Origin of the sequence: Streptomyces sp. NBC_00045 (genome assembly GCF_045041095.1) — a bacterium.
Classification (GTDB): domain Bacteria; phylum Actinomycetota; class Actinomycetes; order Streptomycetales; family Streptomycetaceae; genus Streptomyces.
In genome coordinates this window covers 4,164,207-4,176,853 of the sequence record NZ_CP108271.1, presented here as the reverse complement: position 1 = coordinate 4,176,853, position 12,647 = coordinate 4,164,207, and the positions used below count along the sequence as shown (strand labels likewise).

Below are 12,647 nucleotides of genomic sequence, written 5' to 3'. Positions count from 1 at the left end.
CCGGGCCATGCATGCGATCACCATCGAACAGCCCGGCGGACCCGAGTCCCTCGTCTGGGCCGAGGTGCCCGATCCGGTGGCCGGTGAGGGCGAGGTCCTCGTCGACGTCGCGGCGAGCGCCGTCAACCGCGCCGACATCCTGCAGCGCCAGGGGTTCTACGATCCCCCGCCCGGCGCCTCCCCCTACCCCGGCCTGGAGTGTTCGGGGCGGATCTCCGCCCTCGGCCCGGGGGTGTCCGGCTGGGCGGAGGGCGACGAGGTGTGCGCCCTGCTCGGCGGCGGCGGGTACGCGCAGCGCGTGGCCGTCCCGGCGGGCCAGCTGCTGCCGGTGCCGGCCGGTGTGGACCTCGTGACGGCGGCCGCACTGCCCGAGGTGGTCTGCACCGTGTGGTCCAACGTGTTCATGGTGGCCCACCTGCGCCCCGGCGAAACGGTGCTGGTGCACGGCGGCTCCAGCGGCATCGGCACGATGGCGATCCAGCTGGCGAAGGCGATCGGCGCGACGGTGGCGGTGACCGCCGGCGGCCCGGAGAAGCTGGCCCGCTGCAAGGAGCTGGGCGCGGACGTCCTGATCGACTACCGCGAACAGGACTTCGTGGCGGAGCTGCGGGCCGCGACGGGTGGCGCCGGCGCGGACGTGATCCTGGACATCATGGGCGCCAAGTACCTGGCCCGGAACCTGGACGCGCTGGCCGTGAACGGACGGCTGGCGGTGATCGGGCTCCAGGGCGGGGTGAAGGCCGAACTCAACCTGGGCGCACTGCTGTCGAAGCGGGCGGCCATCACCGCCACATCGTTGCGGGCGCGCCCGTTGGAGGAGAAGGCGGCCATCGTCGCCGCCGTACGCGAACACGTGTGGCCGCTGGTGGCCGCGGGCCGGGTGAACCCGGTGGTGCACGGGTCGTTCCCGATGCACGATGCCGCTGAGGCCCACCGCACGCTGGAATCCAGCACCCACGTGGGCAAGCTCCTGCTGACCACGTGAGCAAGTGAGCGCCTGAGCACCTGCCGACGGGCCTCGTCGACGGCCATCTGAGCGCGGCGGCGACGAGCCCCTCCAGGGCCTCCCGGGGAACCGGGGTGCCCCGGAGCAGGTGTTCCAGGACCAGGCCGTCCGCCGGAACCCGATACGCAGACCCGCGGGCAGCACTCGGGCGCCGCTTCGGCGACGGGCACGAACCCACACTGCGGCTGCTCGCGGCGACACGCCCCGAAGACGTGCTGCACCACGACGTCCACGAGCTGGCTACCCCGCTGCCCGCCTACGCCGTCGGTCGGATCGTGCTGCTCGGGGACGCCGCGCACGCGATGACCCCGAACCCGGGCCAGGGGGCGTGCCAGGCCCTGGAGGACGCGGTCACGCTGGCCGCGGAACTGGCTGCGGCCCCGACGTCGAGGCGGCACTGGCCCGCTACGACGCCGTACGCCGGCCCCGTACCCGGAGCGTGGCCCGGGCGGCCCGGCAGGCCGGCCGCCCGGGCCACCGGCTGTCCCACCCGGTGGCCGTCGCACTGCGCAACGGCGTGCTGCGGCTGGCGCCGTCCGGAGTCACGGTCCGGGCCGTCCTGCGCCATGCGGACCGGACCCCGCCACGGCTCCCGGTCCGGGTGCCGTGACCCTGCGGGGCCCCGCCGAACACGGCTACAGCGAACGCAGCAGCACCGCCGGGGACTCGACGCAGTCCGCCACGTAGCGGAGGAAGCCGCCGGCCGTGCCGCCGTCGCACACCCGGTGGTCGAACGTCAGCGACAGCTGCACGACCTGGCGGACGGCCAGCTCGCCCTGGTGCACCCACGGCTTCGCCACGATCCGGCCCACCCCGAGCATCGCCGCCTCCGGGTGGTTGACGATCGGCGTGGAGCCGTCGACGCCGAACACCCCGTAGTTGTTCAGGGTGAACGTCCCGCCGGTCAGGTCCGCAGGTGCCAGCTTCCCGGTCCGGGCCAGCTCCGTGAGCCGGGCGAACTCCGCCGACAGCGATTCCGGGTTCCGCGACTGGGCGTCCCGTACCACCGGGACCACCAGGCCGCGCTCCGTCTGCGCCGCGAAGCCCAGGTGCACGGACGGCAGCCGCACGATCTCGTTCGCCGCGAGGTCCACGGTCGAGTTGAGCTCCGGGTACTTCGCGAGCGCGGCCGTGCAGATCCGGGCCAGCAGCGCCAGCACCGAGATCTTCGGACCGCCCACGGCGTTCATCGCGGCCCGGGCCGCCATCAGCTCGGTCGCATCGGCGTCGACCCAGCACGTGGCGTCCGGGATCTCCCGGCGGCTGCGCGACAGCTTCTCGGCCACCGCACCCCGCAGGCCCTTCAGCGGAATCCGCTCACCGGCCACCGCGGGGGCCGTGGGGGCGGGGGCGGCCGCCGGCTCCGGCGCGCGGAGCGCCGCCTCGACGTCCGCGCGCAGGATCAGCCCCTCGGGCCCGGACCCGCGCAGCGCGCGCAGGTCGATCCCGTGGTCCCGGGCGAGCTTGCGCACCAGCGGCGAGATCACCGCCACCGGCCCAGTGGAAACCACAGCAGCCACCGGGGCCGCCGCGACAGGAGCGGCCGTGGGTGCGGGAGCGGCGGCGGGAGCCGGCGCTGCGGAGCCAGGTCGCACCCGCCTCCGACGCGCCGTGCGCGAGTGGTCCGTCCCGTAGCCGACCAGGACGTTGCCCGAGCCGGAATCCTCGGACTCCACCGTCTCGTCCGCGCCCGCACCCACCGCCACCGTGATCAGCGGTGCTCCGACGGGGAGTTCCGTGCCCTCCTCCCCGAACCTGGCGGTGACCACACCGCCGTACGGGCACGGCACCTCCACCATCGCCTTGGCCGTCTCGACCTCGACCACCGGCTGGTCGACGGCGACGACGTCGCCCACCGCGACCAGCCAGCGGACGATCTCGGCCTCGGTCAGTCCCTCCCCGAGGTCGGGGAGCTTGAACTCCATTACCTGCGGCATCAGTTCTCCCACTGCAGGCGGGCCACGGTGTCCAGGATCCGGTCCACACCGGGAAGGTGGTGCTTCTCCAGCATCGGCGGCGGGTACGGGATGTCGAAGCCCGTCACCCGCAGCACCGGCGCCTCCAGGTGGTGGAAGCACTTCTCCTGGATGCGGGCGACGAGCTCCGCGCCCGGTCCGGCGAAGCCGTTGGCCTCGTGGACCACCACCGCGCGCCCGGTGCGGCGTACGGACGCCACGACCGTCTCCTCGTCGAAGGGGACGAGCGAGCGCAGGTCCACGACCTCCAGGTCCCAGCCCTCCTCGCGCGCCGCCTCGGCCGCCTCCAGGCACACCGGCAGCGAGGGCCCGTACGTGATGAGGGTCGCGCTGGTGCCGGTACGCCGGACGAGTGCCTTCCCGATCCCCGGCACGGCCGCCGGGGTCTGCGGGTCCCACTGCGCCTTCGACCAGTACAGCCGCTTCGGCTCCAGGAAGACCACCGGGTCGTCGCTCGCGATCGACGCGCGCAGCAGCCCGTACGCGTCCTCCACGGTCGCCGGGGTCACCACGTGCAGTCCGGGGGTGGCCACGTAGTACGCCTCGGAGGAGTCGCTGTGGTGCTCCACCCCGCCGATCCCGCCGCCGTACGGCACCCGGATGGTGATCGGCAGCGGCATCGCGCCGCGCGTGCGGTTGCGCATCTTCGCCACGTGCGAGATCAGCTGTTCGAACGCCGGGTACGCGAACGCGTCGAACTGCATCTCCACGACCGGCCGCAGCCCGTACATGGCCATGCCCACCGCGGCGCCCAGGATGCCCGCCTCCGCGAGCGGCGTGTCGGTGCAGCGCTCCTCGCCGAACTCCTTCGCGAGGCCGTCCGTGATCCGGAAGACCCCGCCCAGCGTCCCGACGTCCTCGCCCATCACGTGGACCGTCGGGTCCTCCGCCATCGCGTCGCGCATGGCCCGGCCAAGGGCCTGCGCCATCGTTGCCGGCTTCACGGCCACCGTGGTCACGACTGCTCCTCCGCGTCGAGCTCGGCGCGCAGCATTTCCGCCTGCTCGCGGAGCCGGCCGGTCTGCTCCGCGTAGACGTTTTCGAACAGGTCCATCGGGTCGAGCACCGGATCGGCGTTCATCCGCTCGCGCAGCGTCGCGGCCATCGCCTCGGCGGCGTCCTTGGCCTCCTGGATGCCTGCCGCGTCCAGGATCCCGCGGGCGGTCAGCTCGCGTTCCAGCAGGTCCACCGGGTCGTGCGCCTTCCACGCCTCGACCTCGGCGTCACCGCGGTAGCGGGTCGCGTCGTCGGCGTTCGTGTGGGCCTCGATGCGGTACGTGACCGCCTCGATCAGCGTCGGGCCGCCGCCGGCCCGGGCCCGCCGGACGGCCTCGGACAGCACCTCGTGCACGGCGGCGATGTCGTTGCCGTCGACGAGGCGGCCGGGCATCCCGTACCCGACGGCCTTGTGGGCCAGGGTGGGGGCGGCGGTCTGCTTGGCCAGCGGGACGGATATGGCGAAGCCGTTGTTCTGGACGAGGAAGACCACCGGGGCCTGCCAGACGGCCGCGAAGTTCAGCGCCTCGTGGAAATCGCCCTCGCTGGTGCCGCCGTCGCCCACCATGGCGAGGGCGACCACGTCGTCACCGCGCAGACGGGCAGCGTGCGCCAGGCCGACCGCGTGCGGCAGCTGGGTCGCGAGCGGGGTGCTCAGCGGGGCGATGCGGTGCTCGCGCGGGTCGTACCCGGTGTGCCAGTCGCCGCGCAGCAGGGTCAGCGCCTGGACGGGGTCGAGTCCGCGCGCCACGGCCGCGAGGGTGTCGCGGTAGCTCGGGAACAGCCAGTCCTGCTCCTCCAGGACCAGGGCGGCCGCGATCTCGCAGGCCTCCTGCCCGACGGTGGAGGGGTAGACGGCGAGCCGGCCCTGCCGGGTGAGGGCGGTGGCCTGGGCGTTGTAGCGGCGGCCGCGCACCAGCTCGGCGTAGCAGCGGCGCATCAGCTCGGGATCGAGCTCCGCGGCGGCCGGCGTGCCCAGCACCCGGTGCGGCTCGGGGTCCGGGAGCAGCGGGGCGGCGTCCGTGCGGGGCCTCCAGGCGGGCGGCGGGGTGGATCGGTGGGACGCACCGGCACCGGGCAGCTCTTGGACCGTCATGGCGGCGTACACCTCCTCGTGGGAAGCGGGCAGGCGGCGACCCGGATGTGAGGCGCCTCACCAACCGATTGTTCGGTCGATGGCGCAATTTGGCTACAGGCGGCTCCAGGCTGTGGACAAAGTGGCGCCGGGGCCGTGGGATGGGTGCAGGACGTCCAGGAGAGGGAGGCAGTGGGCAATGCCGGATGAACAAATGGCCGCGGCGGGTTCTGCCGCGGGTTCCGCGCCGGGCCCTCCGGGCGGTGCACCTTCCGCCCCACAGGCACCTCCGCGCCCCCTGGACCCCATCGACCGTTCGATCATGCGCCTGCTCCAGGCGGACGGCCGCGCGTCGATACGGTCGGTGGCCGAGCAGGTCCACGTGTCGCGCGCGAACGCCTACGCCCGGATCAACCGGCTCATCGACGACGGGGTGATCCGCGGGTTCACGGCGCGCGTGAACCACGAAAGGGCGGGCCAGGGCGCCTCCGCGTACATCACCCTGAAGATCGTCCAGAATTCGTGGCGGACGGTCCGCGAGAAGCTCCGCGAGCTGCCGGGCGCGGCCCACATCGCCCTGGTCAGCGGCGACTTCGACGTCCTGCTGCTGGTCCACACGCCGGACAACCGCACCCTGCGCGAGCTGGTCCTGACCCGCCTCCAGTCCATCCCGGAGGTCCTGTCGACCCGCACCCTCCTGGTCTTCGAGGAGACGGACCTGCTGGCCCCGGGCTCGGGCGGCGGCCCGGCCATCTCCGAGGAGTAGCCGGAAAAAGGCGGTGCCCCGGGACGGCCACGAAGGCCGTCCCGGGGCACCGCCTGCCGGATCGATCCGTTACTTCGTCTCGTAGTAGCCGAACATGTCGACGATCAGGTCCGTGGTGTCCCAGCTCTGGTTCCAGAAGTCGACGACGCCGTTGACGCCGCCCGAGCTCGCCTGGACCAGGTTCGGGACGGTCTTGCCGGCCGCCCAGTTCAGGGTGGAGGCCGTGGGCCGCGCCACCTCGTTCTCGGTGCCGTTGTGGTACTGGTCCGGCGTGTTGGGGTCCGGGGCGACCGACAGGAATCCGTCGGTGCGCGTGTTGGTCACCGTCGTGTTCAGGATGTAGCCCGCGATGCCCGGCTCCCCGTGGGAGATGTTCATCCAGATGTAGTTCCGGGCGTCCATCGGGCCGTAGCCCCAGGAGCGGGTGTCGAGCCTCCGGCTCGGAGCCACGGACATGTAGGCGCCCGAGCTGTCGGGGCTGTAGTAGCCGACGACGTCGACGATGACGTCGGTGCCCGCCCAGGCGCCGTTGAAGACGTTGACCTTGCCGTCGGGGCCGACGGGGACGATCACCGAGTTGGCGACGGTCTGCTTGGCCTTGAAGTTCACGTTCGACGTGTTCGGGGCCTGCTGGCCGCTCGGGTAGGCCGTCAGGTGGCCGTCCTCGCGCGGGTTGGTGGCGGTCACATTCAGCGCCACGGCGGTGGCGTTGGCGGGCACGTACCAGCCGCCGAGCTGCACGCCGATCGTGCCACGGCCCGGGACCTGGCCCTGGGGCGCGCCCTGGCCGGCGCGGGTGTCCACGGCGCGGACCGGGGTCATCGGCGTGTAGCCGCTGGCCGCGCTGTGGGTGAAGTAGCCCGTGATGTCGGCGATCAGGTCGACCGCCGTCCAGCTGCCGTTGTAGAGCTCGATGGTGCCGTCCTTGCCGACCGGGACGACCACCATGTTCGGGACGGTCTGGTTGGCCTCGAAGTTGAGGTTCGAGGTGGTCGGACGGGTGGTACCGCCGGGGTACACCGTCACGTGTCCGGGGTTGTAGGTGTTGGTCGCCGTGACGTTCAGGGCAACGGCCGTGACGTTCGCCGGGATCTTGCCGTTGCCGGCGATCTTCACCTTGGCCGAGGAGTACGCCTGGACCATGCCCATCGGGGCACCGGTGCCGGTACGGGTGTCCAGGAGGCGGGTCGGTGCGTACGGGGTGAAGTCCGAGCCGACCGTCGACAGCGGGAGCTCATTGACGACCTCCGCCTGGTTCGCGGCGTCCGTCACGGTGACCTTGACGTTGTACTCGCCGAGCTCGGCGTAGCTGTGCTTGAGCGACACCTCCTGGCCGGGGGCGGCGTCGGCGCCGTCCGTCGTGCCGTCACCCCAGTTGTAGGTGACGCGGAGGGTGGCGCCCGGGGAGCTGAGGACCTGGGTCTTCAGCTCGACACCGTGCGCGGAGATGGCCTTGGCGTCGAGGACGAGGCCCAGGTCCGGGTTGCCGGCTGCGACGGTCTCGCCGCCCTGGACGGTGGCGCTCGCGGCGGCCTTGCCCTGGGCCGCGGTCAGGGCCTTGCGGACCCCGTGCTCCTTCGGGCTGTGGAAGGTCTTCGTCCCGGCCGCGCCCAGCTTGGCCAGGTCCGCTCCGGGAGCGGACACCCCCTTGGCCACGGGTGCGGGCGAGCCTGCGGCCGGACCGGCCGCCTGGGCCATGCCCGGGATGAAACCAACGCTGGCCGCGACGACGACGGCAGCGGAAACAACGAGACGGCGACTGCGCACCGATCCCCCCATATTCTGTTCCTGCTTGAACATGTTCGAAAGCAGGCTCATCGTACAGAGTTCGAACGGGAACCGATATCAAAATGTGCCGGGGATCGCACGGCCCGGTCCGGTGCTTAGCCGCGCACGGTCCGCAGGCCGTCCAGCGCCATGTGGACGACCGCGTCGGCCAGCTGGTCCGCCGTCGTGCCGGGGTGCGGGCGGTACCACTCCACCAGTGAGTTCACCATCCCGAACAGCAGGCGGGTGGCCAGCCGGATGTCCACGTCCGCCCGCAGGTCCCCCTCCTCCGCCGCGGCCTTCAGCAGCTCCGCGACCTGGTGGTCGAACTCGCGGCGGCGCTCCAGGGCCCAGCGCTCGGTCCGGGTGTTTCCCCGCACCCGCAGCAGCAGGGTCACGTACGGGAGCTCGGCGACCAGCACCTCGACCGTGCGGCGCGTGACGTACTCGACCCGCTCGACCGCCCGGCCCCGGACCGCGCCCGACTCCTCCAGCACGGCGAAGAGCCCGTCGAGCGCGCGGCTGACGGCCCGCTGCAGGAGCTCCTCCTTGCCCGCCACGTGGTGGTAGATCGAGGACTTCGAGATGCCCGCCGCCTTGGAGAGGTGCTCCATGGAGGTGCCGTCGTAGCCGCGCTCGTTGAAGACCTGGACGGCGACGGACAGGAGCGTCTCGGGGGTGTAGGTGTCGCGCCTGGCCGTGGTCATGCGGTCTCCTCCGCGACGCCGTCTCCGCCTTCGCCGCCCTCTTCGCCCTCTTCGCCCTCACCCTCCGCGTAGCCGAGCTTGAACAGGGCCAGCGAGGGCGCGTAGCGGCCGCCGGGGCAGCGCTCGTCGAGGTGGTGCAGCAGGTCGTACGCCCAGTCCCGGCCGAGCCGCTCGTGCCATTCGGACGGGCCCAGCGGGTAGTTGACGCCGAGCCTCATCGCCGTGTCGATGTCCTCGGCGGTGGCCGCGCCGCGGGCGACGGCGTCAGCGGTCAGGTCGATCAGCATCGCGACCGTACGGGCCACGATCATGCCGGGCACGTCGCCGATGACGGAGACCTTCTTGCCGAGCTTCTGGAACAGGCCGACCGCCTCGGCGAGGGTCCGCTCGCTGGTGTCCTCGCCGGCGGAGAGCGCGATCCGGGTGGCGCCGCGGTAGTCGAGCGCGAGGTCGAAGTAGACGACGTCGGCGAACTCGATCGAGGTCTTGCCGTCCGCGAGCACCAGCTGGCCCTCGCCGGGCAGCTGGATGTACGGACCCCCGTGCTCGGTGGCCGTGACCGCGATCCCGGCCTCCTCCAGCAGTTCGACCAGCCCGGCGGCCGGACCGAGGTCGCCGACGACGGCGACCTTCTCCGGGGCGGCCTCGGGAGCGGCGGTGTGCGGGGCCGCGGCCTCGACGTCCGGGCCGTACGGGAACCAGCCGTGGCCCGACTTGCGGCCCAGGCGGCCCGACTGCACCAGCCGGCGCTGTGCGAGGGACGGGGTGAACTTGGGGCTCCGGAAGAACGACTCCCACACGGAGCGGGTGACGGCCTCGTTGACGTCCTGCCCGATCAGGTCGGTCAGCTGGAAGGGACCCATCTTGAAACCGCCGCTCTCGCGGAGCACGGCGTCGATGGTGGCCGGGTCGGCGCCCTGCTCCTCGTACACCGCGAAGGCCTCGGCGTAGAAGGGGCGGGCGATCCGGTTGACGATGAACCCGGGGGTGTCGGCGCAGCGGACCGGCGTCTTCCCCCAGCCCAGCACAGTGCGGTACGCGCGCTCGGCGGCGGCCGGGTCGGTCGCGAAACCGCTGACCACCTCGACGAGCGGGAGCAGCGGGGCCGGGTTGAAGAAGTGCAGGCCGAGGAAACGGCCGGGGTGCGCGAGGCCGGCGGCGAGCTCGGTGACGGAGAGGGAGGAGGTGTTGGTCGCCAGCAGGGTGTCCGGCGAAACCACCTCTTCGATGGTTTCGAAGACCGCGCGCTTGACGGCGGCGTCCTCGACGACGGCCTCGATGACGAGGGCGGCATCGGCGAGGCGGGCGACGGCGGAGGTGCCACGGATCCGGCCGATCGCATCGTCGGCCCCGGCGCGGTCGAGGCGGCCCTTGGCGACCATGCGGTCGACGCGGTCCTGGACGATGGCGACGCCGCCGGCGGCGAGGTCGTCGTTGATGTCGTAGATCAGCACCGGGTGACCTGCGAGGAGGGCGACCTGGGCGATGCCCTGCCCCATGGTGCCGGCGCCGACGACCGCCACAGTGCGGGACCGCTCGATTGCTGTCATGTCCTGATCCTCCCGCACGGGGTTTTCCACAGGTCCGCCGGGCCCTCTTGTCCCGACCGATCGTTCGGTTACTCTAACTCCAGTCTGCTCTTCTTCACCCGCCCCTGCCTGATCTCAGTCTGCGACCCAGCCTGATCTTGCCCGGCTCAACGAGGAGTTGGTCCCTGATGGCCGCCGAGCTCACCGTCCCCCAGCTGTCCGACAAGCACAGCTCCACCCTGGAGCAGGCCCTGGCGGCCATCCGCAGCCGCGCCTACTGGTCTCCGCATCCCGAGCACCCCAAGGCCTACGGCGAAACCGCGCCGGCCGACGGGCTCGCCGCGTTCGAGGCCGTCCGCGGCACCCGCATCGACCTGGGCCAGCCCGGTACGGACGGCTGGACCGGCGCCGAGGTGTCCCCCTTCGGCCCCGAGCTGGGCGTCGAGTACCCGCACGTCGACCCCGACGTGCTGCTGCCCGCGATGAAGGCCGGCATGGGCGCCTGGCGCGACGCCGGGCCCGAGGCGCGCGCCCTGGTCTGCATCGAGATCCTGGCCCGGATCAGCGCGCGGACGCACGAGTTCGCGCACGCGGTCATGCACACGAGCGGCCAGGCCTTCATGATGGCGTTCCAGGCCGGCGGCCCGCACGCACAGGACCGCGGCCTGGAGGCGGTGGCCTACGCGTACGAGGAGCAGACCCGCGTCCCGGGCCGCGCCGACTGGTCGAAGCCGCAGGGCAAGAAGGACCCGCTGGAGCTCGGCAAGACCTTCACCGCCGTCCCGCGCGGCATCTCCCTGATGATCGGCTGCAACACCTTCCCGACCTGGAACGGCTATCCGGGCCTGTTCGCCTCCCTGGCCACGGGCAACGCGGTGCTGGTCAAGCCACACCCGCGCGCCGTGCTCCCGCTGGCCCTGACGGTGAAGGTGGCCCGCGAGGTCCTCGCCGAGGCCGGCTTTGACCCGAACCTGGTGGCGCTGGCCGTCGAGCGGCCGGGCGAGGGCATCGCCAAGTCCCTGGCCGTCCGGCCCGAGATCAAGCTGATCGACTACACCGGCTCGACCGAGTTCGGCGACTGGCTGGAGACCAACGCCCGCCAGGCCCAGGTCTACACGGAGAAGGCCGGCGTCAACACGGTCGTCGTCGACTCCACCGACAACTACAAGGGCATGCTGTCCAACCTGGCCTTCTCGCTGTCCCTGTACAGCGGCCAGATGTGCACCACCCCGCAGAACCTGCTGATCCCGCGGGACGGCATCGCGACGGACACCGGCCACAAGTCGTACGACGAGTTCGTCGCCGACCTCGCGGCCTCGGTCGGCGGCCTGCTGGGCGACGACGCCCGGGCCAACGCGCTGCTGGGCGCGCTGGTCAACCCGGACGTCAAGGCCCGCCTGGAGGCGGCGTCCGCCCTGGGCGAGGTGGCACTGGCCTCGCGCGAGGTGGCGAACCCGGAGTTCCCCGACGCGGTGGTGCGCACGCCCGTGATGGTGAAGCTGGACGCCGCCAAGCCCGATCCGGAGGCACCGTACCTGTCGGAGTGCTTCGGCCCGGTCTCCTTCGCGGTGGCCGTGGACTCCACGGCGGACGCGCTGGACCTGCTGCGCCGCACGGTGCGTGAGAAGGGCGCGATGACGGTCGGCGCGTACACGACGTCGGCGGACACCGAGCGGTCCATCGAGGAGGTCTGCCTTGAGGAGTCGGCGCAGCTGTCGCTGAACCTGACGGGCGGGGTCTACGTCAACCAGACCGCAGCGTTCTCGGACTTCCACGGCTCGGGCGGCAACCCGGCCGCCAACGCGGCCCTCTGCGACGGAGCGTTCGTCTCGAACCGCTTCCGCATGGTCGAGGTCCGCCGCCAGGCCTAATCGGCCCGGGGCCCTCCCCAGTGGAAGAGGGTCATGGCCACGCTCGTGGCCAGGTTGTAGCTGGACACCTGCGGACGCATCGGCAGGGACACCAGGTGGTCGGCCCGTTCGCGCAGCTCGGGTGAGATGCCGTGGCGCTCCGAGCCGAAGGCCAGCAGGGCGTCGTCCGGGAGGGTGAGGGCGCGGATGTCCTCGCCCTCCGGGTCGAGCGCGTAGAGCGGCCCGGCGGGCAGGGTGTCGATCTCCACCCGGTCCACGGTGGTGGCGTAGTGCAGCCCGGCTCCGGCCCGGACCACGTTCGGGTGCCAGGGGTCGAGGTCGCCGCGGGTCACCACGCCCGTGGCGCCGAAGCCCGCGGCCAGCCGGACGACGGCGCCGACGTTGCCGAGGTTGCGGGGGTTGTCGAGCACGACGACGGGCGCGGTCCGCGGCTGCCGGTCGAGCCGGGCCCGCCCTTCGCCGCGATCGGGCCGTACCGCGAGCGCCGCGACCCCGGTGGGGTGGACGCGGGGCAGCAGCGTGCGCAGCTCGGCCTTGCGCACCAGCCGCCCGACCTCGTCCGCCACGTCCGGAGCCAGCTCGTCGGCCAGCGCCCGCACGGCGTCCGGATCATCGGCGACCACGTCCTGCACGTCCGCCCCGAAGCGCAGGGCGTGCTTCAGCGCGTGGAACCCGTCGAGGAGTACGAGGTCCCCCCGCTCGGCCGCGTCCCGCCACTGCCGCCCACTCTGCTCACTCATGCCGCCGAGCCTACGGGCCACGGGCACGCACCTTCCCCTCCGACCGGACCACCGGCCCGCCCCAGCACGGCAGGTCCCACCCGAGCACCCGCCGACAGGTCTCGCTCCACCCCCACCGGCCCCCTCCAGCGACACGGGACCCATCCAGGCGACCGCCACCCCTCCAGTCCCGCCGGCGTTTGAGGCGCGGTGGTCCGGGGCCGGCCCGACAGCG

Annotated in this window: 10 protein-coding genes and 1 pseudogene; 4 read left to right on the top strand and 7 right to left on the bottom strand. The window is 72.5% G+C overall.

Annotated elements, in window-relative coordinates; genetic code table 11:
- Nucleotides 1–7: 7 nt before the first annotated feature.
- Nucleotides 8–985: an NAD(P)H-quinone oxidoreductase gene (locus OHA65_RS19545; protein WP_328763230.1), complete on the top strand. Its 978-nt coding sequence runs from the start codon at nucleotides 8–10 to the stop codon at nucleotides 983–985.
- Nucleotides 986–1,119: 134 nt separating this feature from the next.
- Nucleotides 1,120–1,616 (top strand): annotated as a pseudogene (locus tag OHA65_RS19540) (FAD-dependent monooxygenase); the annotation flags it as partial.
- Between the two features lie 25 nt (nucleotides 1,617–1,641).
- Here OHA65_RS19540 and OHA65_RS19535 read toward each other — a convergent pair.
- The 3 genes from OHA65_RS19535 to pdhA are packed head-to-tail and all read right to left on the bottom strand — an operon-like array spanning nucleotide 1,642 to nucleotide 5,074.
- Entirely contained in the window at nucleotides 1,642–2,943 is a 1,302-nt protein-coding gene (locus tag OHA65_RS19535; protein WP_327284363.1) for a dihydrolipoamide acetyltransferase family protein, read from the bottom strand.
- Nucleotides 2,943–3,911, bottom strand: a complete 969-nt coding sequence (locus OHA65_RS19530; protein WP_327285722.1) for an alpha-ketoacid dehydrogenase subunit beta — start codon at nucleotides 3,909–3,911, stop codon at nucleotides 2,943–2,945. The genes OHA65_RS19535 and OHA65_RS19530 overlap by 1 nt, the downstream gene beginning before the upstream one ends.
- Nucleotides 3,912–3,937: 26 nt before the next feature.
- Nucleotides 3,938–5,074, bottom strand: a complete 1,137-nt coding sequence (gene pdhA, locus OHA65_RS19525) for a pyruvate dehydrogenase (acetyl-transferring) E1 component subunit alpha (RefSeq protein ID WP_327284362.1) — start codon at nucleotides 5,072–5,074, stop codon at nucleotides 3,938–3,940.
- Between the two features lie 178 nt (nucleotides 5,075–5,252).
- Between pdhA and OHA65_RS19520 the strand changes: the two genes are divergently transcribed.
- On the top strand, nucleotides 5,253–5,819 hold the full coding sequence (locus OHA65_RS19520; protein ID WP_327284361.1) for an Lrp/AsnC family transcriptional regulator: 567 nt from the start codon (nucleotides 5,253–5,255) through the stop codon (nucleotides 5,817–5,819).
- 69 nt (nucleotides 5,820–5,888) lie between these two features.
- On the opposite strand, the gene OHA65_RS19515 is transcribed toward OHA65_RS19520, so the two are convergent.
- The 3 genes from OHA65_RS19515 to OHA65_RS19505 all read right to left on the bottom strand — a co-directional run bounded on the left by OHA65_RS19515 (nucleotide 5,889) and on the right by OHA65_RS19505 (nucleotide 9,843).
- A complete protein-coding gene (locus tag OHA65_RS19515) occupies nucleotides 5,889–7,586 on the bottom strand; it encodes a PKD domain-containing protein (RefSeq protein ID WP_327284360.1) in 1,698 nt (565 codons plus the stop codon).
- Between the two features lie 116 nt (nucleotides 7,587–7,702).
- A complete protein-coding gene (locus OHA65_RS19510) occupies nucleotides 7,703–8,293 on the bottom strand; it encodes a TetR/AcrR family transcriptional regulator (protein WP_327284359.1) in 591 nt (196 codons plus the stop codon).
- A complete protein-coding gene (locus OHA65_RS19505; protein WP_405762191.1) occupies nucleotides 8,290–9,843 on the bottom strand; it encodes a 3-hydroxyacyl-CoA dehydrogenase in 1,554 nt (517 codons plus the stop codon). The genes OHA65_RS19510 and OHA65_RS19505 overlap by 4 nt, the downstream gene beginning before the upstream one ends.
- 167 nt (nucleotides 9,844–10,010) lie before the next feature.
- Here OHA65_RS19505 and paaN point away from each other — a divergent pair, with 167 nt between their 5' ends.
- Nucleotides 10,011–11,693: a phenylacetic acid degradation protein PaaN gene (gene paaN / locus OHA65_RS19500; RefSeq protein ID WP_329314044.1), complete on the top strand. Its 1,683-nt coding sequence runs from the start codon at nucleotides 10,011–10,013 to the stop codon at nucleotides 11,691–11,693.
- Here the strand turns inward: paaN and OHA65_RS19495 are convergent.
- The gene (locus OHA65_RS19495) at nucleotides 11,690–12,433 is read right to left on the bottom strand and encodes a TrmH family RNA methyltransferase (RefSeq protein ID WP_327284356.1); all 744 of its coding nucleotides are present in this window, start codon (nucleotides 12,431–12,433) and stop codon (nucleotides 11,690–11,692) included. The genes paaN and OHA65_RS19495 overlap by 4 nt on opposite strands.
- Nucleotides 12,434–12,647 lie beyond the last annotated feature (214 nt).

Excerpts from the sequence above, each read along its gene's own strand:
- OHA65_RS19545 (WP_328763230.1), top strand. The coding sequence starts at position 8 with ATGCATGCGATCACCATCGAACAGCCCGGCGGACCCGAGTCCCTCGTC.
- OHA65_RS19535 (WP_327284363.1), bottom strand. The coding sequence starts at position 2,943 with ATGCCGCAGGTAATGGAGTTCAAGCTCCCCGACCTCGGGGAGGGACTG.
- OHA65_RS19530 (WP_327285722.1), bottom strand. The coding sequence starts at position 3,911 with ATGGCGCAGGCCCTTGGCCGGGCCATGCGCGACGCGATGGCGGAGGAC.
- pdhA (WP_327284362.1), bottom strand. The coding sequence starts at position 5,074 with ATGACGGTCCAAGAGCTGCCCGGTGCCGGTGCGTCCCACCGATCCACC.
- OHA65_RS19520 (WP_327284361.1), top strand. The coding sequence starts at position 5,253 with ATGCCGGATGAACAAATGGCCGCGGCGGGTTCTGCCGCGGGTTCCGCG.
- OHA65_RS19510 (WP_327284359.1), bottom strand. The coding sequence starts at position 8,293 with ATGACCACGGCCAGGCGCGACACCTACACCCCCGAGACGCTCCTGTCC.
- OHA65_RS19505 (WP_405762191.1), bottom strand. The coding sequence starts at position 9,843 with ATGACAGCAATCGAGCGGTCCCGCACTGTGGCGGTCGTCGGCGCCGGC.
- paaN (WP_329314044.1), top strand. The coding sequence starts at position 10,011 with ATGGCCGCCGAGCTCACCGTCCCCCAGCTGTCCGACAAGCACAGCTCC.
- OHA65_RS19495 (WP_327284356.1), bottom strand. The coding sequence starts at position 12,433 with ATGAGTGAGCAGAGTGGGCGGCAGTGGCGGGACGCGGCCGAGCGGGGG.